Consider the following 21,180-nt stretch of genomic DNA (forward strand, 5'->3'; position numbering starts at 1 on the left):
CATTTTTTATTAAATAACTTTTTATAGTTTTAATAATTTTAACGCTAATCGCATAGAGAATTTTCGACAGAAGAAATGCTATTATTTAAAAACCGTAAACCCTTGTTTAGTTAGCATTTAGCTAAACAGCCAACTCTTATTTTTCGATGAAAAAACATTTTTTAACGCTTTTAACTGTAACTGCACTAAGCAGTTCGTGTTGGTCTCAAAAAAGCACTAGTAATACTAATTTGTCACTTTCAGATAAAAAAGCAACAATAGAAACTAAAATTTTATATAAAGAACTTAATACTTTAACTCAAAAAGGTTTCTTATTCGGACATCAAGACGATTTGGCTTATGGTGTAAAATGGAAGTACGAAGAGGGCCGCAGCGACATTAAAGAGGTTGTTGGAGATTATCCTGCAGTTTATGGCTGGGATATTGCGGGTTTAGAAAATGACAGTCCGAATAATATTGATGGAGTTCCTTTTGCTAAAATGAAACAATATATTATTGAGGCAGATTCTAGAGGCGGAATTTCGACTATCAGCTGGCATTTTGACAATCCTGCAACAGGAAAAAATGCTTGGGATAATGTTCCAAATTCTTTAAAAACGATTCTCCCTGGAGCCGAAAATCATAAAAAATTTACTTCTTGGCTAGACAAAGCAGCTGTTTTCTTTTTGTCTTTAAAGGATAAAAATGGCAAAAATATTCCGATACTTTTCAGGCCTTTCCATGAACTTACTGGCGGATGGTTTTGGTGGGGAAAAGGAAATTGCACTCCAGAGGAATTCAAAACCGCTTGGAAATTCACTTTTGATTACCTTCAGAAAAAAGGGGTTCACAACTTGATTTATGTTTATAACACAGGAAGTTTTGGAAGCGAAAACGACTTTCTAGCCAATTATCCTGGAGATGATTATACCGACATGTTGAGTTTTGACACCTACCAAAACAGTAATGATCCAAATGGCGAAAAATTCGTTGCTGAAGTTCAAAATCAATTTAAAATATTAAACGAAATCAGCTCAAAAAAACACAAATTAATGGCACTCGCTGAAGCTGGTTATGAAGCCGTTCCAGACCCAAAATGGTGGACGGGAACTTTACTGAAAGCAATTGGAGATTATAAAATTTCTTATGTATTGCTTTGGAGAAATCACGGATGGCAGGAAAAAGAGCAAAAAATGCATTATTATGCGCCATTTTCAGGCCAAGTAAGCGAAAAAGATTTTATCGATTTTTACAATCTCGACCAGACTATCTTTGAAAAAGACATTCAGAAAAAATTAAAATAATTGCCCCAAATAAATTACAACCTTAAAAAATAACCAATGCACGACAAAATTAGTTTAAAAGAAAAAATCGGTTACGGACTTGGAGACGCTGCTTCTTCTATGTTCTGGAAAATCTTTAGCATGTATCTGCTATTTTTCTACACCGACGTTTTCGGATTGGCGCCTGCTGTAGTAGGAACTATGTTTTTAATTACTAGAATCTGGGACTCATGTTTTGACCCAATTGTTGGAATTCTGGCTGACAGAACCAAAAGCAAATGGGGAAAATTTAGACCTTATTTACTTTGGGTAGCGATACCTTTTGCCGTGATTGGAGTTTTAACTTTTTACACTCCAGATTTTGATGAAAAAGGAAAAATTATTTACGCCTATGTGACCTATTCCTTAATGATGATGATTTATTCTTTAATCAACGTTCCTTACGCTTCACTTTTGGGCGTAATGTCATCTGATAGAAAAGAAAGAAACACACTTTCGTCTTATCGAATGGTTTTTGCTTTTGGAGGAAGTCTTTTAGCGCTTTGGCTAATTGAACCTTTGGTAAATTATTTTGGAGGAAATTTAAATTCTAAAACGGGCTGGCTGGCAACAATTGCCGTCTTCGGATTAATTACAACTGTCTTTTTCTGGGCTTGTTTTGCCTTCACTAAAGAAAGAATCAAACCTATTGCAGATGAACAGAATAACTTGAAAGAAGATTTAAAAGATCTTTGGAAAAATAAACCTTGGTGGATTTTATTGGGAGCCGGAATCGGAGCTTTGGTATTCAATTCAATTCGTGACGGGGCTGCCGTTTACTACTTCAAATATTATGTAAGCAGTTCTGTAAATTTTGATTTTTCGCTTTTCGGAACCGATTTCCACATGACGCCAACTTCAATTTATTTGGTTTTAGGACAAGCAGCAAACATTATCGGAGTAATCATTGCAACACCAATTGCCAATAAAATTGGTAAAAAGAAAACCTTTTTTGGTGCAATGGCTTTGGCAGCCATTTTAAGTCTTATTTTCTATTTATTCGGAAAAGAAGATGTTTTCTTAATTATGAGTTTTCAAGTTTTAATCAGCATTTGTGCGGGCTGTATTTTTCCTTTAATCTGGTCCATGTACGCCGACAGTGCCGATTATTCTGAATGGAAACAAGGACGTAGAGCAACAGGATTAGTTTTCTCTGCTTCATCTATGTCGCAAAAATTTGGATGGACGATTGGTGGCGCAGGAGCAGGATGGCTTTTAGGATATTACGGTTTTCAAGCCAATGTTGAGCAGACCGCAACAGCACAAAACGGAATTCAGCTAATGTTAAGCATATTGCCAGCAATTGCGGCCGCAATTTCAGTAGCTTTTATAGCATTTTACCCTTTATCAGAAGAGAAATTACAGATTATAGAACAAGATTTAAACGAAAAAAGAGATCAAAATCATTAAAAACAAAAGACATAGAAATCAATTGATATGACAACGATAACATCTTCAGCCACTTTTCAAGAAAGAAAATCGGCATTAGAAAAACAACATAAAACATTGCTTGAGCAAAAAAACGAACCTCAAGAAATAGTTGGAAACGGCATATATGAACGTTACAAAAGCCCTGTCGTTACTGCGGCACATATCCCATTAAACTGGCGTTTTGATTTTAACGAAAAAACAAATCCGTTTTTACAGGAAAGAATTGGCGTGAATGCCGCTTTCAACGCTGGCGCAATAAAATGGAATGGAAAATATTTATTGGCTGTTCGTGTAGAAGGAATCGACAGAAAATCTTTTTTTGCGATCGCCGAAAGTCCAAACGGAATTGACAATTTCAAATTTTGGGATAAACCGTGTGTGATTCCACAAACTGAAGAACCGGATACAAACGTGTACGATATGCGTCTTATTAATCACGAAGATGGTTACGTTTACGGGATTTTCTGTACCGAAAGAAAAGATCCGAAAGCTCCAAAAGGCGATACCAGTTCGGCTGTAGCCAATGCGGGAATTGTGCGTTCTAAAGATTTAGTAAACTGGGAAAGACTTCCAGATTTGATTTCGAACACAGGACAACAGCGAAATGTAGTTTTACACCCAGAATTTGTAAACGGAAAATACGCTTTATATACACGTCCACAAGATGGTTTTATTGATGTTGGAAATGGTGGAGGAATTGGTTTAGGTTACGTTGAAGACATGACCAATCCTGTTGTAAAAGACGAAAAAATCATTTTTGGAAAACAATATCATACGATTTACGAACTGAAAAACGGTTTGGGCCCAGCTCCAATTAAAACATCAAAAGGTTGGTTGCATTTAGCGCACGGAGTTCGAAATACTGCAGCAGGATTACGCTATACTTTGTATATGTTCATGACCGATTTGAATGATATTACAAAAGTAACACACGTTCCCGCAGGGCATTTTATGGGACCTGAAGGAATTGAAAGAGTTGGAGACGTATCGAATGTTTTATTTTCTAACGGATGGATCGAAGACGAAGATGGAACGGTTTACGTTTATTACGCTTCTTCAGACACTAGAATGCACGTGGCAGTTTCATCTGTAGATAAACTTGTCGATTATGTAATAAATACTCCAGCAGATACTTTTATTTCGGCAGGTTCAGTGCAAACCATCATCAATCAAATCGAAAAAAATAACGCAATTTAAAATATCGTGTCATTACAAAGAAAGCTTTTAAAATCGGAACTAACCGCAGAACTGGATTCTATCCTAAACTATTGGTCGGAACGTACTATTGACGATCAAAATGGAGGTTTTGTTGGGCAAATCGATTTTAACGATCTTCAAATTGCTCATGCAGAAAAAGGTTCGGTTCTGAATGCCCGAATTCTTTGGACGTTCTCTGCCAGTTACAAAACCACTAGAAACGAAAACCACAAAAGACTGGCAAAAAGAGCATTCGAATTTCTTGCTTCTTATTTTTATGACACACAATTTGGAGGTCTTTTTTGGAGTATAAATGAGGATAAAACTCCAAAAGACACCAAAAACCAGATTTACGCATTGGCTTTTGCGATTTATGGATTGTCTGAATATTATGCCATTTCAAAAGAAGAAAGAGCTTTAGAAATTGCTAAAAACTTATATGCAAAAATTCAAGAGCATAGCTATGATAAGATAAACAAAGGCTATTTTGAAGCTTTCACCAGAGATTGGCAACCTATTGACGATTTGCGTTTAAGCGAAAAAGATGCCAACGAAAAGAAAACCATGAATACGCATCTTCATATTATTGAAGGTTATGTGAATTTGTATAAAGTTTGGAAAGATGAAAAATTGCTCCTAGATATTGTTGAATTATTAGAAACCATCGAGAAGTATTTTATCAATACTGAAACGGGACATTTACGCTTATTTTTTGACGAAAACTGGAAAGAAAAACCAGATGTCATATCGTACGGACATGATATTGAAGCAGCTTGGCTTTTGCAGCAATGTGCCGAAATTTCGGGAAATGAAACTTTGATTGCCAATTATAAAAAACATGCCATTCAAATTGCAGAAGTAACCAAAGAAGGTCTAGATGCTGATGGCGGTTTATGGTACGAATATGATCCTGAAAAAAAGGAGTTAATTGCAGAAAAACATTGGTGGCCACAAGCTGAAGCTTTAATTGGTTTTTACAACGCCTATCAATTAACGGGAAAAGAGGAATATTTGGATATCGTTTACAGAAACTGGAAATTCATAAAAAAGTATATGATCGATCAGAAAAATGGAGAATGGTATTGGGGAGTTTATGACGATTATAGTTTAATGAAAAAAGACAAAGCCGGATTCTGGAAATGTCCTTATCATAATGGCCGAGCTTGCCTAGAGCTTATTCATCGAATCGGAAATTGAAGTTTCAAATAAAAATCAAAACGTCTTACAGAACGTAAAGTCCTAGCCCCGATAGAAGCGGCATCCTTTTATGGTGGGGTTCACCATAAAAGATACAGCGGATAGCGGGATTAGCTCCTTAAAATATAAATTATGAAAAACAGATTTTTTAAAACCCTTTCATTGGCCTTGATTTTTACCGCAATTGCTTGTCAGGCGCAGGAAAAAATCACCGTAAAAGGAAACCAGTTTTATAAAGGCGATAAACCGTACGCTTATATTGGAACCAATTACTGGTACGGAAGTATGCTGGCTTCTAAAAAAATAGGCGATCGTAAAAGGCTCTTGCGCGAGTTGGATTTAATGAAGAAAAACGGAATCGATAATTTACGTGTTTTAGTGGGTGCCGATGGCGGAAAATATGATTTTACCGTTCGTCCCGCACTGCAATATGAGCAGGGAAAATATGATGAAGATTTATTGGACGGATTGGATTTCTTGATTAACGAAATGAGTAAACGAAACATGTACGCCGTTTTGTACTTAACCAATAACTGGGAATGGTCGGGCGGAATGTCGCAGTACTTAGAATGGAATGGCAAAGGAGCAATTCCAGTTCCGAATATTCCGCCGAATACTTGGCCTCAGTTTATGTCGTATACAGAACAGTTTCACAGCTGTGAGCCTTGCATGGAAGCTTTAAACAATCATGTAAAGTTTATTATTGGAAGAACAAATGCCTATTCTAAAAAGAAATACAACGAAGACAACACGATTATGTCGTGGCAGGTTGGAAATGAACCGAGACTTTTTACGGTAGAAAATGAAGTTAAATTCACGAAATGGCTCAATAACATTGTTGATTTAATTGACAGTTTAGACAAAAACCATCTGGTTTCTACAGGTTCTGAAGGGAAAAATAGTTCGAACGACAGCATGGAAATCTTCGAAAGAACGCATCAAAATCCGAATATCGATTATTTGACGATGCATATCTGGCCTAAAAACTGGAATTGGTTTAAAGCCGATAATGCCGAAGCGACAATGCCTGCAACAATCGAAAATGCTGGTAAATACATTGACGATCATATTAAGGTTGCCAACAATCTGAAAAGACCTATTATTATTGAAGAATTTGGACTTCCGAGAGAAAATGAAAACCTGAATGCGGGAGCCTCTTCTGTTTACAGAAATCAATTCTACAGCTATATTTTTGGAAGAGTGGCAGAAAGCGTTAAAAATAATGGTCCTCTGAGAGCTGCCAATTTCTGGGGTTATGGAGGCGAAGGAAAAGCAATAAACGAAACCGGAAAATGGAATCCAGGCGATCCTTTAACAACAGATCCTCCGCAAGAACCACAAGGTTTAAATTCTGTTTTTAATGGAGATAAATCGACATTAGAAATTGTAAAAAAATACAATTCAGAATTAAAGAAATAAAAACAACTACTTTACTAGGTTTTAAAAACCTGTCGGGTTTAAAATACAACGTAATCTGGACGTAGATGCACTGCGGGTGCGCCTCTACAGAATAACAAAATCGCACAGCATGAAAAATATATTTATTCTTTTTTGTTTTTTATTCCTGAACATCTCTTTTTCACAAAAGAAACAAGACTTTATTCTGAAATCTCCCGACGGAAAAATCGAAGTTAAAATTGCTGTAAATGGTAAAATCTCTTGGTCAATTTCTCATGAAAACGATGTGATTTTGGCTCCATCTGAAATGTCTTTGACTTTAGATCAAAATTTGGTTTTGGGAAAAAACCCAGTTGTTTTAAATTCAAAAAAAGAAAGCGTAAATACTTCTTTTGAAACGCCTTTATACAAAAAGAAAACGGTTAAAGATCAATACAATAAACTGATTGTAAATTTCAAAAATGATTTCGCTCTTGAATTTCGTGTTTTTGATGATGGCGCCGCGTATCGTTTCATCACAAAAAAGAAAAAAGAGATTACGGTTAAAGACGAAGAAGTCGTTCTGAATTTCGATCAGGATTATAATACTTTAATGCCGTATGTACGTGATTTAAGAAATCCGAAAGATCAGTTTATTTCTTCGTTTGAATCGCATTATGAAAACAAAAAAATAAGTGAATTTGCTAAAGATACTTTGGCGTTTTTACCTTTTCTAATTGAGTATAAAAACCATAAAAAAGCCGTTTTTCTAGAAGCTGATCTCGAAGATTATGCGGGATTATTTGTAACCAATAATAAAAACAAAACAGGTTTTGAATCTCGTTTTTCTAAATATCCAACCCAAGAAACTAACGGCGGATTTAATTACCTCAACAAATTAATTACCGAAAGAGCTGATTATTTGGTAAAAACAAAAGGAACGAGAACTTTTCCGTGGAGAGCGATTGTCATTTCTGAAAATGATGCTGCTTTAGCCAATAATGATATGGTTCAGAAATTAGCCGAGCCTTCCAAAATAAAGGATGTCTCGTGGATAAAACCTGGAAAAGTCGCTTGGGATTGGTGGAACGATTGGAATATTTACAATGTAGATTTTAAAGCGGGAATTAATACACAGACTTATAAATATTATATTGATTTTGCTTCTAAAAACAAAGTTGAATATGTGGTTTTGGACGAAGGATGGAGCGTAGAAACCGACATTATGAAACACAATCCGAATGTGGATCTGGAAGCTTTAATCGCTTACGCGAAAGAACGAAACGTGGGCATTATTTTGTGGGCTTCGTGGATGGCAATAAATGATAAAACAGAAGCCGTTTTTGACAATTATGCAAAACTTGGCGTAAAAGGTTTTAAAGTTGATTTTATTGATCGTGACGATGCCAAAATGGTCAATTCGGTTTATGATATTGCACAAAAAGCAGCCAATCATAAATTGATTATTGATTTTCACGGAATGTACAAACCAACTGGAATTCAGAGAACGTATCCAAATATTTTAAATTTTGAGGGCGTAAAAGGTCTGGAAAATAATAAATGGACTGCAAATGATGATGTTCCGCTGTACGATACCACAATTCCGTTTATTAGAATGATGGCTGGACCAATGGACTACACTCCAGGCGCGATGCGAAATGCTACCAAAAGCGAATTCAAACCAAGTCATTCTACTCCAATGAGTCAGGGAACAAGATGCCATCAATTGGCACTTTACACGATTTTTGAAGCGCCTTTGCAGATGATGGCCGACAGTCCAACTGCTTTTATGAAGGAACAAGAAAGCACCGATTTTATAGCTAAAGTTCCGACTACTTTTGATGAAACTGTTGCCTTAGACGGAGAAGTTGGAAAATTCGTTTCTATCGCTAGAAGAAAAGGAAATACTTGGTACTTAGGCGCGATTACAAATTGGGATTCTAGAGATATTACAATTGATTTTTCTTTCCTTGAAAAAGGCAAAAAATTCCAAGCCGAAATTTTCTCTGATGGTGTAAATGCTGATAAAGCTGCTACCGATTATAAAAAAGAGATTATTACTGTTGACTCGACAACCAAGTTAAAATATCGTTTGGCAAGCGGTGGAGGACTGGCAATGACTATTAAATAAAAATAACATCCATTTTATATAACAAACCCGACAGGTTTTTGAAACCTGTCGGGTTTTAACTATTTAGAATCTAAACTGGACGTAGACGCACTACGGTACATCTCTACAATCCCGTGCATTAACAATTCACAATTAAGCTAATATCTTTTCAATCGCATTCAATTCATCCTGCGAAAATTCCTTATTTTGAAGACAATCAATATTATTACACAATTGTTTTACAGAGCTAGCTCCAATTAAAACAGAAGTAATTCGTTTATCTTTTTGAAGCCAAGCCAAAGCCATTTGCGCCAAAGACTGATTTCTATTCTGGGCAATTTCATTAAGTTGAATCAATTTCTGAATACGTTCCTGCGTCACCTCATCTTCTTTCAAATGTCCGTTCGGATTATGTGCTCTTGAATTTTCAGGAATTCCATTTAAATATTTATCTGTTAATAATCCTTGAGCCAAAGGTGAAAACGCAATACAGCCTACTCCTTTTTCTTCCAAAACATCTAATAAGCCATTTTCAACCCAACGTTCCAACATCGAGTATTTTGCTTGATGAATCAAACAAGGCGTTCCCAATTGTTTTAAAACATCAACTGCAACTCGAGTCTGTTCTGCCGAATAATTACTGATTCCGACATACAAAGCTTTTCCGCTTCTAACAGCGTGATCCAAAGCCATCATCGTTTCTTCAATAGGAGTTTCTGGATCTGGACGATGTGAGTAAAAAATATCGACATAATCAATACTCATTCGTTTTAAACTCTGGTCTAAACTAGATAAAAGATATTTTCTAGAGCCCCAATCTCCATAAGGTCCGTTCCACATCGTATAACCAGCTTTTGTAGAAATCACGATTTCATCACGCAGATTTCCCTGAAAATTATGCCATAAGATTTTACCAAAATTCTCTTCAGCAGAACCTGGAACTGGCCCGTAATTATTCGCTAAATCAAAATGAGTAATTCCTTTATCAAAAGCTTCAATGGCAATACTTTCGGCATTATCAAAATTATCAACCGAACCGAAATTATGCCATAATCCTAAAGAAATTTCAGGAAGCAGCAATCCGCTTTTCCCGCATCTGTTATATTTCATTGTTTTAATTTAAAAGTTGGAGCTTTAATAGATTTTAAAAATACAAAAAACTCCCGCAGATTTTGCAGATTTAGGAGATTAAAAAAATCCATTTGATCTGCTAAATCTGCGAGCGAAAATTAAAAACCAATCTTTATTTTTTAATCTAAATCGTGTATTCTTTTCAACTTGAAAGAGAAATAAATATAAAAAATTCCAAGCGCGATAAAAGCAAAAGCAGTCCAATACACAAGCGAAAGACCTGCAAAAATAGGATTCCACAATAAGACAAACGAGAATATTGTTCCCAATATTCCCAGTATTAAAAGATTTGCCCAATCAGAAACGGCGTAACTCTTTAAATTAAAAGCAATAACTATTGCCATTATTGAACGGAATAAAACCACAAATCCAACATAAAGTGGCAGTAAAGTAATTGAAATTAACGGATTAATAATCAACAATATTCCTACTACAAAACCTAAAATTCCAGATGCTAATGTCCATCCCCAATTGTCAATTTTCTTTCTATTTGAAAGTGCAAAAATGATTTCAAAAATTCCGCTTCCTAAAAACGAAACACTAAAGAGAAATGCAAGAGTTAAATAAGCCGCTACGGGTGTGATAAAAGACCAAATTCCGATTCCAACAAACAGCAATCCCACCAATAATGGAATATACCAGTAATCAATAGCTTTTTTTACTTTTTTAAATAAAGAATTTTCCATAGGTATACTTTTAAAATCATGCTTACTCTATAAAGTTTTCAGCTTACCTTAACTGCCAATAAAAAACATTTAAATGGCTGTCTATCAAAGATAAGACAAAAGCGTAAGCCAAAATATTTTTTACATAATAAAATACTGACATATAAACACTTACCATCACAAAAAAATCAATTGCGTCCAGCTTTAGAAAACATAAACACAATCAAAAAGGACTTTAGCCAAACCTATAAAGTTTGGCTAAAGCCCTTTCCTTATTCAAATCTTATTCCCCTAGCTGAAGCTAGGCGCTATTCAAAAATCTTTGCGACTCTGTGCCTTTGCGAGATTAAAAACTTTGTTACTTTTTTACTTTTCTCCTAAAAAACCTATTCTTTAATTTCAAAACCACTCTGCAAACCTTTATCAGAGCTACCTCCAACCATGATTTTAAAAGTTCCCGGTTCTACTAAATAAGCTCCTTCATTGTTATAAAAACCAAGTTCTTTATCTGTCAAAGTAAACTTTACCGTTTTAGTTTCACCTTTTTTCAGATTAACCAATTCAAAACCTTTTAATTCTTTTATTGGACGAACGATACTTGCAAATTCATCATGAATGTACAATTGCACTACTTCTTTTCCGTCATAATTTCCTGAATTCGTTACCTCAACACTTACCTCAACATTTTCTCCTTTTGCAAAAGCCGTTTTATTCAATTTCAAGTTTTTATAATCGAATTTCGTGTAACTCAATCCAAAACCGAACGGAAATTGAGGCGTTTTCTCTACATCCATGTAATGCGACCAAAAAACATTTTTATCACTGTCAATTGGTCTTCCTGTGCTGTATTTGTTGTAATAAATTGGTACCTGACCTACATTTCTAGGAAACGACATTGGCAATTTTCCACTCGGATTATAATCTCCATATAAAACCTGAGCAACTGCATTTCCAGTCTGAGTTCCCAAATGCCAAGCTTCTACAATTGCTGGAACATTCTCTGCTGCCCAAGGAATACTCAACGGACGACCATTATTTAGAACCAAAACCACATTCGGATTCACTTTATAAATTTCTTCTAGCAATTCTTGCTGTAATCCAGGGAGGTTCAAATCAGTTCTACTTCTTCCTTCACCGCTTTGAAAACCATATTCACCTAAAACCATTACCACAACATCGGCATTTTTTGCTGCTTTTTTCGCTGCTTCAAATCCGCTTTTATCTGTTGTATTGAAAACCGTTTCTGTTAGGAAAGTCGCTTTTTGTTTCAATAAATCAACACCTTTTTCAAAAGTCAGTTGATTGTCTTTGTATTGTTGCATTCCTTCTAAAACCGAAACCGCTGTATCATCAGAAGCCGCAATTCTCCAACTTCCTAGCGGACTGTTTTTATCATTTGCCAACGCCCCAATTAAAGCAATTTTCTGTCCAGATTTCTTTAGCGGAAGCAAACTCTTTTCGTTCTTCAGTAAAACGATAGATTTCTTCGCCATATCCAAAACGCCTTCATTATTCGCTTTACTGCCAACAACTTCTTTTTCGCGTTTTTCATCACAGTATCGGTACGGATCATCAAATAATCCTAACTCAAATTTCACACGCAAAATTCTGCGAACAGCATCATCAACCAAGGCTTCTTTTACTTTTCCTGATTTTACTAAATCGACCAGTTTTGCCACATACAAATACGATTCCATATCCATATCAGAACCTGCAATAACCGCTTTAGCTGTTGCATCCGCTTCGTCTTTTGCATATCCATGCGCAATCATTTCACGAATCGAAGCGTAATCAGAAATTACAAATCCGTCAAACTTCCATTTTCCTTTTAAAATATCTCTTTGTAAAAAAGCATTTCCAGTTGCAGGAACACCATTCAAAGTATTAAACGAATTCATAAACGTACGAACTCCCGCTTCAACCGTTGCTACAAAAGGAGGTAAAACCGAATTATACAATTTAGAATTACTGATATCCACGATATTATATTCCAAACCTGCTTCAACATAGCCATAAGCAGCAAAGTGTTTCGCGCAAGCTGCAATCGTATTTACTTTGGCCAAATCTGCAATGGTTTCTCCTTGAAAACCTTTCACACGCGCATAACCAATTTTACTTCCCAAATAAGGATCTTCTCCTGCACCCTCCATCACACGTCCCCAGCGCGCATCGTTTGCCACGTCAACATTTGGTCCGAATGTCCAGTTAATTCCAGATGCCGAAGCTTCATCTGCCGCAATCGCCGCCGATTTTTTAATCGCTTCCAAATCCCAGCTTGCTGCTTCTGCCAACGGAATCGGACTTAACGTTTTATAACCATGTATTACGTCAAAACCAATTATTAACGGAATTCCTAATCTTGTTTCTTCAACCGCAATTTTCTGCACCGCACGAACTTCTTTTACGCCACGAACCGTCAGCATCGAACCAACCAATCCTTTTCTTAAATGTTCGTATTTTAATTCGGCTGTTCCGCCTTTTGGCGCAGGTCCAGTAACATCCCAAAAACCATTATATTGGTTCATCTGTCCCACTTTTTCCTCCAGCGTCATCAATGGCAAAAGCAAATCAATGCGTTGCTCAACAGTTTTATTTTTATCCAGATACGGCTTTTTTTGTGCACTCATATTTCCAACAGTAAACAGGGACAAAACCCCGATAATAATTATTTTTTTATTTTTCATAGTGTGGTTTAGTTAGTTCTTTTTTAGTTTCTAAGTTTCTGAGACGCTAAGATTCTAAGTTTTTTTGGGCGTGTCCCGCCGAAAAAGGCGGGTCGGGCTTTCGGCTTTATCTTTTGTTCCGTTTCTCTCCACAAAAGGATACCGCCTCTATCCCTCACGCAAATCGTTTTCAAAAGAGCGTTTTGGTTATTTTGTTATCCTGAGGAAAAAAGGATCACACTAGAAACTCCGTACAGAACTTCGCCAAACTTTGTCGAGTTACGTGTGTGATGCTTCTTTCATCAGGATAACAAACTCTATTTCTCACTTTGCAGGGCTTCGACTTCGCTCAGCCTGACAAAACAGATCTACAATCAAAAATCTATATTCTATGTTCTATGTTCTATATTCTAAAATCTACATTCTAAAATCTAAAATTCACTAGTAAAACAAGAAGCAGGCAAATTCGCTTTATTAAACAAATCGGACTGAATTGTATTTCCCCATGCAAATCTCACTTTTGCTGGAGAAGCTACTTTTTTACTTGTCAAAATCACTTCATTATTTTTAATCGAAGCTTCGGCTGGATAGAAAACTCCATCACTTCCAGCTACTTCAAATTGATTCGATTTTTTATCTTTAAAATAAAGTCCGTCAGCATAATCGAAAGAAATAATTGCCTTGTTTTTTTCAATCTTAACCTCTTTAAGCAAGGGACCATTTACCAAATTAGAATTGGTTTTATACGTTTCCTTCAAAGCCAGATTCGCTAAACGAATTCCAACCGATTTTTTATTTTTTGGATGAATATCAATCGTATCCGAAATATCGCTAATCACAACCATTCCTGTTTTGGGAACTTCTTTCAATAATTTTCTCTGCGAATTTCTAACTGTTACATTTGAGAAATTATTTGAACCCGTTTTAAACGGTGCAATCTGAACATAATAAAAAGGAAAATCGTCTTTCCATTCTTTTCTCCAAGACGTAATTAACGCTCCCAGAGTTTTATCATAAACCAAAGACCCCACATTTGATTCTCCCTGATACCAAAGCGTTCCTGCAATTTTAAATCCTACAATCGGGTAAATCATGGCATTGTAAGCACGTCCTGGCTGTCTTGGTCCGTATTCTTGTTCGTTTAGTTTTTTAGCATTTTCTAATAAAAGCGGATCATTATTTACCACATCTTCTGGCATCCAGATTTCTGCAGGAGTTCCTCCCCAATTGGAAGAAATCAATCCGATTGGAACATTTTTCAAATCTTCGCGAAGGCGTTTGGCAAAAAAGTAACCAATAGCGCTAAAATATTTCATCGTTTCCGGAGTCGATTCTGTCCAATTTCCCAACAAATTATTCTGCGGACTTGTAGCAGTTAATTTCGGAACCGTAAAAAATCGAATGTTTGGATTTGTTGCGTTTTTCATTTCTTCTTCGCCATCATCAATTCCCCAACTTACCGACATTTCCATATTCGATTGTCCAGAGCAAAGCCAGACTTCGCCAATTAGAATATTTTTTAAAATGACTTCATTGTAGCCTTTTATCGAAATAGTAAAAGGTCCACCAGCCTCTGGAGTTTTAATCGTTAATTCCCATTTTGCCTGATTACTGGCCACGGTTTTATATTCCTGATTGTTCCAACTCGAAACCAGTTTAATTTCTTCTTTTGGATTTGCCCAACCCCAAATTTTCACTTCAGAGTTGCGCTGTAAAACCATATTATCACTAAAAATATTCGGAAGCGAAACGTTTGCCATCATAGTACTGGAAATCAATAAAAAGAAAACAAACTTATAGATATTATTTTTCATTTAGTAACTTCTTTAAAAATGGAGCATATTCGTCTGCCAAAACCTTATGATCTGCCACATCTGGATGTCCCATACATCCGTTCGGCGTCATCGGTTTGAATTTAAAAATCTGAATAGGCTTATGCGCTTTATCATTCGCGAAAGCGTTTTTAACTTTATTTAGGCAATCTTCAAAAACAACTCCTCTTTCTCCTCCAACCATTGGACTATTCGTAATTACAATCTGCACTTTCGGATTATGTTTGTAAAGCATTTTGATGAAGTTTACATAATTAGAAACATACTTTTCAGCGTTAAATGGAAGACGTTCTTTTTTACCATCTCCGCCAGAAAAATCATTTGTTCCTAAAGCAATGCTGATAATATCTGGCTGAAAAGCGAAATCATATTTAGGTTTCGAAGCATCTTTCGTCAAATACAAATTTGGATAAGCATCAGGCATTATAACTTCGTCTTTATTCTCGTCATTCCAATTTCTGTACATTCCAATTCCAGAAACACAACTCATTAAATAATCGACACCAATTTCTCTTGAAAGTGTTGGACCGTAAGCATAATAACTATTGTGGTGATCGTAATATTCTCCTTTATCGCAAGGAATTTCAGAACCATCGCTTGCTGCACCGCAAGTAATCGAATCTCCGATAAACTCGATTTTCTTTTTCTTTTTAAACGAAATTGAAGTCAGCTTTGCCGTTGTTCCAGCAAACAAAACTCCCCCTGTATGTGCTTCTGTATTTTTATAAATTTCTAAACGATGTTCTTTTTGATTTGAAATAATCTTTATTGGAAAAGATTGAACCGCACCTTTTTCAATTCTAATTTTCCCAATATATTTTCCATCCAAAACCAATTGAACATAATTATGATGTTCGTAAGCATCTACACTTTGAAGTAAAATCGAACATTCATTTCCAGTAAAATTGAAAGAAACAGAAGAAGCTGTTCCAATTAAAATGATAGTATCATGCTGCAATTTTTCTATGCGACCTTGATAGAGGAAAGTTTTATTTGAATTTAGTGTTTGTGAGTTCGAAATGATCGAAATCAGCAAAAACGAAATTAAAAGTGCTATTTTTTTGGGAAACATAATTTATTTGTTAAAATCTAAATACGATTCACAAATATATTGGAAAGAGATTATCTAAAAAGATACTAAAATGTCAAAAAGTAATAAAAAAACACCACATAAACACATCAATTTTTGTCGATAGAACGTTAATTCTTACAATTGAAACAAATGGTATTCTATTGAAATTCTAGATTTAAGGCTTATCTTTACCGTTTAACCCTTTTTGTATATAAAATGAGATCACATTTTTTTATTTTTCTATCAGCCTTTATTTTATTTTCCTCTTTTAATTTAAAAAAGAAGGAAAAGGAAAACCTGCCTCAAACTCCAACCGAAATTAATCGTGATTCTATAATTGTTTATGCAAAAAAATATTTAGGAACGCCTTATGTATACGCGAGCAGTAATCCGCAAAAAGGTTTTGACTGTTCGGGTTTTGTCAGTTATGTGTTTAAAAATTTTGGAATGACGCTTCCTAGAAGTTCAAGCGGCTATAAAAACATCGGTAAAACTTTAAAACCAGAAGAATTTAAAGTTGGAGATATTTTGGTTTTCTACGGATATAAAAACAGAAATGTTGTGGGGCACGTCGGCATTATTTGTGAAGCCAACGGAATGCAGTCGAAATTTATTCACGCTTCGTCAGGAAAAGCGCAGCAAGTAACTATAACATCACTTGATACAGAACACTACACCAAACGTTTTTATAAATGTGTGGATGTTTTGAGTAAATAGTTTTTTTCTGTTTACACTAAATTTATTTTCACGCAGATTTAAAAAGATTTAAGCAGATACATGCAGATTTATTTATTTTCAAAGTGTAAAAAATCTAATTAAATCTGCTTTAATCTGCTTGAAATTCATTTTCTATTCTTCAGTCAATAATTTGATAAGACTTTCATCTCTTCCGTAAATATCTTTATAGAAGTTTAGATTTCCTTCGCGATCTACCCAAGCGGTAAAGTAGCCAATGTAAACTGGAACTTTTTTCTTTAAAGTATACCAGCTTTCTTTTCCGGCGTGCATTGCTTTATCAATTCTTGCAGGATTCCATTGCGGATCGACTTTTAATAATTCTATTGCTAATTCACGAGGTTTTGCTACACGCACGCAACCATGACTAAAAGCTCGGCTCTCTCTTTCGAACAAACTTTTTGAAGGTGTATCATGCAAGTAAATATTGCTTGAATTTGGAAATAAAAACTTCACCAAACCTAAAGAATTATTTTTTCCTGGAAGCTGACGAACTGCACCGTTATTCCATTCGAGATTTTTCTTCTGCAAATAGTTTTTATCTTTTGCCATTCCAGGTTTAATCTCCGATTTGATAATGCTTGGTGGCACATTCCAATACGGACTAAAAACAATATTGCTCATCATTCCGCTAAAAACAACCGTTTTTGTCATCGCCCTTCCCACCACAACTGGCGACACAAAAGCGATTTTTCCGTCTTCAACTATATATAATTTAAATTCAGGAATATTGACTTCAATGTATTTTTGACCTTTTTCTAATTCAGGATCAATCCAACGACAACGCTCCATATTAACAATAATCGTTTTAATGCGTTCCGAAACTGGAATATTCAAGTCATTAATATGTTCTAATAAAATGGTGTTTTTGGGAGTGTAGCCATGGCGCACTTCATAGTTTTTAATAGCTTTCATTAAAGTCGTATCGCAAACCACGCTTTTATTGTCTTCTTTAAGGTCTTTGGTCACAAAAAGCCTTTCTCTTATCTGAGCCACAACATTTGATGAGTCTCCAACTTTTAGAGCTTTATAATCTTCATCTGTTTCGATCGTTTTCCAACCACCATTTTTTTCAATTTCTCTATATTCTTTTAGAGCATCACGAAGTTTATAATATTGGCTGAACATCTTTCTTTTCTTATCATCCAAAATGGTTGATTTTTTAAAGATAGAATCAGAAAGCACTTGGTAATTGAACTTTTTGCGAGGCAAAAGCCATTCTAAAGAAATACTAGTTTTCTCATCGAAACCTGCATATACTTTTTCTGCATAGTAGTAATACAAATTTGACAGCAGTAAATCAGTATCTTCTTTGGATAATTTCTTGGTTGGATTACTTTCAAAAACAGAATTTAGTTCTTCTTTATAAGGATAATTAGCTTTCAATCCTTCTTGATCTAAATTTTTGTATTGATTGAATAGTGTATTTCCAAACTCCACTACACCTTTATTATCCTGCCATAATTGAGTCGATTTGTTTTTTTGATACAAAGAAGTTACATCGCCTTTAAATTTCTCCAGTTTTGGATAATTTTCATAAAACTTTGCGATCCGGACAGTATCAATAGTAAGTTTTAATTCTGGAATTTTTTCAACAGTTTTTATTGAATTTTCCTCTTTCTTATCTGCTTTCGAATTACACGAAAAAACAACAAAAAAAACAACTGCAACTATAGGCGTATACCAAATTTTCATAGCTTAAAATTTTTGAATAAAAGTAGAAAAAATTCTATTAAAACAAAGTTCTCGGCAATAATTCTTAATCCTTATTTTTTTGAAGTTTAAACGATTAATAAAAAAATAAAAGCTCCAAACAATTTACATGTCTGGAGCTTTCGCCATATAACCAACCTATTAAAATTCTTAGATAACTGTACCTTTTAAAGTAAGTACTTTTGGTGTTGTTTCTGCACTAGTTGTTACAGTAACTGTTTTTGTAAAAGCACCTTTGTTTGCAGCATTGTAAGTTGCAGTAACTTTTGCAGATTTACCTGGCTGAATTGGTTCTTTTGTGTAATCTGTCGCTGTACATCCGCAAGATCCTTGAACGTTTGTAATAACTACAGCTGTTTTTCCTGTATTTTTAAATTCGTAAACAATTGCTTTTGGAGTTCCTTGTGGAATTTGTCCTACATCAATTGTTTCTGCTTTCCAAACAATTGTAGAAGCAGCTGTAGTTTCTGAAATTTCATTCTCTGAAACTAAAGATTGTACTGGTGCAATTGCAGAAAAAGACATAAGGCCTAAAGCCAAAGCTAACATCGAAATTTTGATCATTTTCATAACTGATATATTTAAAATGGTTTGTAGTTCATATTGATATTACAAAGGTAATTCAGACAAAATCAAATTGCTGTTAACCGCTTTCAAACGTTTGTTAATGACTTGTTAATCGCTTATTTTCAGGCTAAAATTGATTAATATTACACTCTCAAAATTTGTTATTCTTGAAAATTAATAAACTCAACAGCATCATTCTCTTAGGATTGGTAGCCATCATTAGTATTTTGGTTGCACAATTGTTATGGACAAAAGAAGCTTTTACAATTGAACAAAAAAAGCTTAGCCAGAAAGCCCATATTGCTTTGTTGGAAGTGGCTAAAAAATTATACGAAGGAACTAACCACGAACTGCCGGTTCAAAATCCGGTTCAGAAAATTGCCAACGATTATTATATAGTAAATGTCGATAACGAGTTTGAACCTGATATTTTAGAATTTTATCTAAAAACAGAATTCAAAAAAATGAACATCACGACCGATTTCGAATACGCGATGTACAATTGTCAAAGCGACGAAATGATTTATGGTGATTACATTTCGCTTTATAAGAAAAAAGCAGAATGCAAAAAGACCGTTTATTTTCCTAAACATAAAAATCTAGTCTATTATTTTGCCGTTCGTTTTCCAAATGAAACTACTTATTTATTTAGTTCGATGCGTTTTTGGTTTGTACTTTCAACGGCATTGATCCTGATTTTACTGATTTACGTTTATTCGATTTTTAAGCTTTTACAGCATAAAAAATATTCGGAACTGCAGCGTGATTTCATTAATAATATGACGCATGAATTTAAAACACCTCTGGCTTCAATTCTTATCGCTTCTAAATATTTAATTGAACAAAAACCAATTAAAGAAGACAAAAAACTATATACCTACACCGATATTATTATCAATCAAGGAAATAAATTAAACGGCCATATCGAAAAGATTTTAAACATCGCAAAATCCGATTATGCTCCTTTAGAACTTAAAAAAGAAAGTATTTTAATTGTGCCCATAATTGAAGAAGCAATTGAAAACATCCAATTAAAATATCCTGAAGCTTCTATTAAAATCGAAACTTCTTCAAAAGAATATTTGCTGGAAACCGATATTTTTCATTTTGGTAATTTAGTTTATAATTTACTGGATAATGCAGTGAAATATTGTAATGAAAAGCCAGAAATTACGATTAAATTCACAGAAGAAAACAATTGTTTAAAACTAGAATTTATAGATAACGGAATTGGAATTAATCCTAAAAAAATATCTTTTATCTTTGATAAGTTTTATAGAGTTCAAAATGAAAAGAGCAATGAAGTTAACGGATTTGGACTCGGTTTATATTATGTAAAAGAAATCTGCAGTCTGCAAAACTGGAAAATAAAAGCCGAAAACAATAAAGAAAAAGGTGTTACTATAACTTTATCAATTCCTAACAAAAAATGAGAAACTTCAAAATACTATATGCCGAAGACGACGAAACCCTTGCGTTTTTAACCAAAGATAATTTGGAGCAAAATAATTATGAAGTTATTCATTGTTCTGATGGAAAATCTGCGCTTAAAATTTTTGAAGAAGAAGAGTTTGATGTTTGCATTTTTGATATTATGATGCCAAAAATGGATGGTTTTGAGCTTGCTGAAGCAGTTAGAAAAATAGACGTCGATGTTCCGATTATTTTCCTTTCGGCTAAAACTTTAAAAGAAGACCGCATTAAAGGCCTTCGTATCGGTGCAGATGATTATTTGGTAAAACCTTTCAGCATTGAAGAATTACTGCTGAAAATTGAAATTTTCTTGAAACGTTCACAGAAAAATATTTCTCCTGCAAAAACAATTTACGAAGTAGGAAAATATCATTTTGATACTAAAAATTTCATTCTTTTTAATGATGAAGAAAAGGTTGGTTTAACTCAGCGTGAAGCCGAATTATTAAAACTTTTTCTAGATCATAAAAATTCTGTTTTGAAAAGAGAACAGATTTTAACGTCTCTATGGGGAACCGACGACTATTTTATGGGAAGAAGTTTGGATGTTTTCATTTCCCGTCTTCGTAAAATCCTTGCCAATGAAGAAGGAATTTCGATTGAAAACCTTCATGGAATTGGGTTTAGGTTTTCAATAGGATAAATCACAATTCTGTTAAAAATAAAGAAAAATCTGTAAGTAGTTTCTCGAAAAACTTTGTATTTTTAATATCTAA

At 34.6% G+C, this 21,180-nt stretch carries 16 protein-coding genes; 9 read left to right on the forward strand and 7 right to left on the reverse strand.

All coding sequences use genetic code 11. The features are described from left to right. Window positions 1–146: 146 nt before the first annotated feature. From QLQ95_RS02795 to QLQ95_RS02820, 6 genes are all read left to right on the forward strand, one after another. The gene (locus QLQ95_RS02795; RefSeq protein ID WP_482502529.1) at window positions 147–1,283 is read left to right on the forward strand and encodes a glycoside hydrolase family 26 protein; all 1,137 of its coding nucleotides are present in this window, start codon (window positions 147–149) and stop codon (window positions 1,281–1,283) included. Window positions 1,284–1,319: 36 nt separating this feature from the next. Continuing rightward, window positions 1,320–2,711 carry an MFS transporter gene (locus QLQ95_RS02800; protein WP_095931033.1) on the forward strand — a complete coding sequence of 464 codons (1,392 nt, stop codon included), beginning with the start codon at window positions 1,320–1,322 and terminating at the stop codon, window positions 2,709–2,711. A 27-nt stretch (window positions 2,712–2,738) separates the two neighbouring features. Next, window positions 2,739–3,929: a glycoside hydrolase family 130 protein gene (locus QLQ95_RS02805; protein WP_482502531.1), complete on the forward strand. Its 1,191-nt coding sequence runs from the start codon at window positions 2,739–2,741 to the stop codon at window positions 3,927–3,929. 6 nt (window positions 3,930–3,935) lie between these two features. After that, window positions 3,936–5,126: an AGE family epimerase/isomerase gene (locus tag QLQ95_RS02810; protein ID WP_482502533.1), complete on the forward strand. Its 1,191-nt coding sequence runs from the start codon at window positions 3,936–3,938 to the stop codon at window positions 5,124–5,126. Window positions 5,127–5,258: 132 nt separating this feature from the next. Next, the gene (locus tag QLQ95_RS02815; RefSeq protein ID WP_482502535.1) at window positions 5,259–6,545 is read left to right on the forward strand and encodes a glycoside hydrolase 5 family protein; all 1,287 of its coding nucleotides are present in this window, start codon (window positions 5,259–5,261) and stop codon (window positions 6,543–6,545) included. Between the two features lie 109 nt (window positions 6,546–6,654). Next, on the forward strand, window positions 6,655–8,634 hold the full coding sequence (locus QLQ95_RS02820; RefSeq protein WP_482502537.1) for a glycoside hydrolase family 97 protein: 1,980 nt from the start codon (window positions 6,655–6,657) through the stop codon (window positions 8,632–8,634). Between the two features lie 132 nt (window positions 8,635–8,766). Here QLQ95_RS02820 and mgrA read toward each other — a convergent pair whose 3' ends face one another. The 5 genes from mgrA to QLQ95_RS02845 all read right to left on the reverse strand — a co-directional run bounded on the left by mgrA (window position 8,767) and on the right by QLQ95_RS02845 (window position 15,976). After that, window positions 8,767–9,723: an L-glyceraldehyde 3-phosphate reductase gene (mgrA, locus tag QLQ95_RS02825; protein ID WP_095931037.1), complete on the reverse strand. Its 957-nt coding sequence runs from the start codon at window positions 9,721–9,723 to the stop codon at window positions 8,767–8,769. A 140-nt stretch (window positions 9,724–9,863) separates the two neighbouring features. Continuing rightward, complete coding sequence (locus QLQ95_RS02830; protein WP_482502538.1) at window positions 9,864–10,430, reverse strand: HdeD family acid-resistance protein; 567 nt, start codon at window positions 10,428–10,430, stop codon at window positions 9,864–9,866. A 365-nt stretch (window positions 10,431–10,795) separates the two neighbouring features. After that, the gene (gene bglX, locus QLQ95_RS02835) at window positions 10,796–13,093 is read right to left on the reverse strand and encodes a beta-glucosidase BglX (protein WP_482502540.1); all 2,298 of its coding nucleotides are present in this window, start codon (window positions 13,091–13,093) and stop codon (window positions 10,796–10,798) included. A 410-nt stretch (window positions 13,094–13,503) separates the two neighbouring features. Then, window positions 13,504–14,886, reverse strand: a complete 1,383-nt coding sequence (locus QLQ95_RS02840) for a sialate O-acetylesterase (RefSeq protein WP_428238227.1) — start codon at window positions 14,884–14,886, stop codon at window positions 13,504–13,506. Beyond that, window positions 14,876–15,976: an SGNH/GDSL hydrolase family protein gene (locus QLQ95_RS02845; protein ID WP_482502542.1), complete on the reverse strand. Its 1,101-nt coding sequence runs from the start codon at window positions 15,974–15,976 to the stop codon at window positions 14,876–14,878. The genes QLQ95_RS02840 and QLQ95_RS02845 overlap by 11 nt, the downstream gene beginning before the upstream one ends. 216 nt (window positions 15,977–16,192) lie before the next feature. Between QLQ95_RS02845 and QLQ95_RS02850 the strand changes: the two genes are divergently transcribed. After that, entirely contained in the window at window positions 16,193–16,693 is a 501-nt protein-coding gene (locus tag QLQ95_RS02850) for a C40 family peptidase (protein ID WP_095931042.1), read from the forward strand. A gap of 132 nt (window positions 16,694–16,825) precedes the next feature. Here the strand turns inward: QLQ95_RS02850 and QLQ95_RS02855 are convergent, their stop codons facing one another. Together QLQ95_RS02855 and QLQ95_RS02860 are read right to left on the reverse strand one after the other, a co-directional pair. Continuing rightward, the gene (locus tag QLQ95_RS02855) at window positions 16,826–18,406 is read right to left on the reverse strand and encodes a L,D-transpeptidase family protein (RefSeq protein ID WP_320492313.1); all 1,581 of its coding nucleotides are present in this window, start codon (window positions 18,404–18,406) and stop codon (window positions 16,826–16,828) included. Window positions 18,407–18,574: 168 nt separating this feature from the next. Beyond that, complete coding sequence (locus QLQ95_RS02860) at window positions 18,575–18,994, reverse strand: DUF1573 domain-containing protein (protein ID WP_095931044.1); 420 nt, start codon at window positions 18,992–18,994, stop codon at window positions 18,575–18,577. A 164-nt stretch (window positions 18,995–19,158) separates the two neighbouring features. Between QLQ95_RS02860 and QLQ95_RS02865 the strand changes: the two genes are divergently transcribed. Together QLQ95_RS02865 and QLQ95_RS02870 are read left to right on the forward strand one after the other, a co-directional pair. Further along, window positions 19,159–20,424, forward strand: coding sequence for a sensor histidine kinase (locus tag QLQ95_RS02865; RefSeq protein WP_320492315.1), 1,266 nt, complete (start codon window positions 19,159–19,161; stop codon window positions 20,422–20,424). Then, entirely contained in the window at window positions 20,421–21,107 is a 687-nt protein-coding gene (locus QLQ95_RS02870; RefSeq protein WP_095931045.1) for a response regulator transcription factor, read from the forward strand. Before QLQ95_RS02865 ends, QLQ95_RS02870 begins: the two co-directional genes overlap by 4 nt. The last annotated feature ends 73 nt before the right edge of the window (window positions 21,108–21,180 follow it).

The sequence above is a fragment of the Flavobacterium sp. B330r genome, assembly GCF_056824325.1.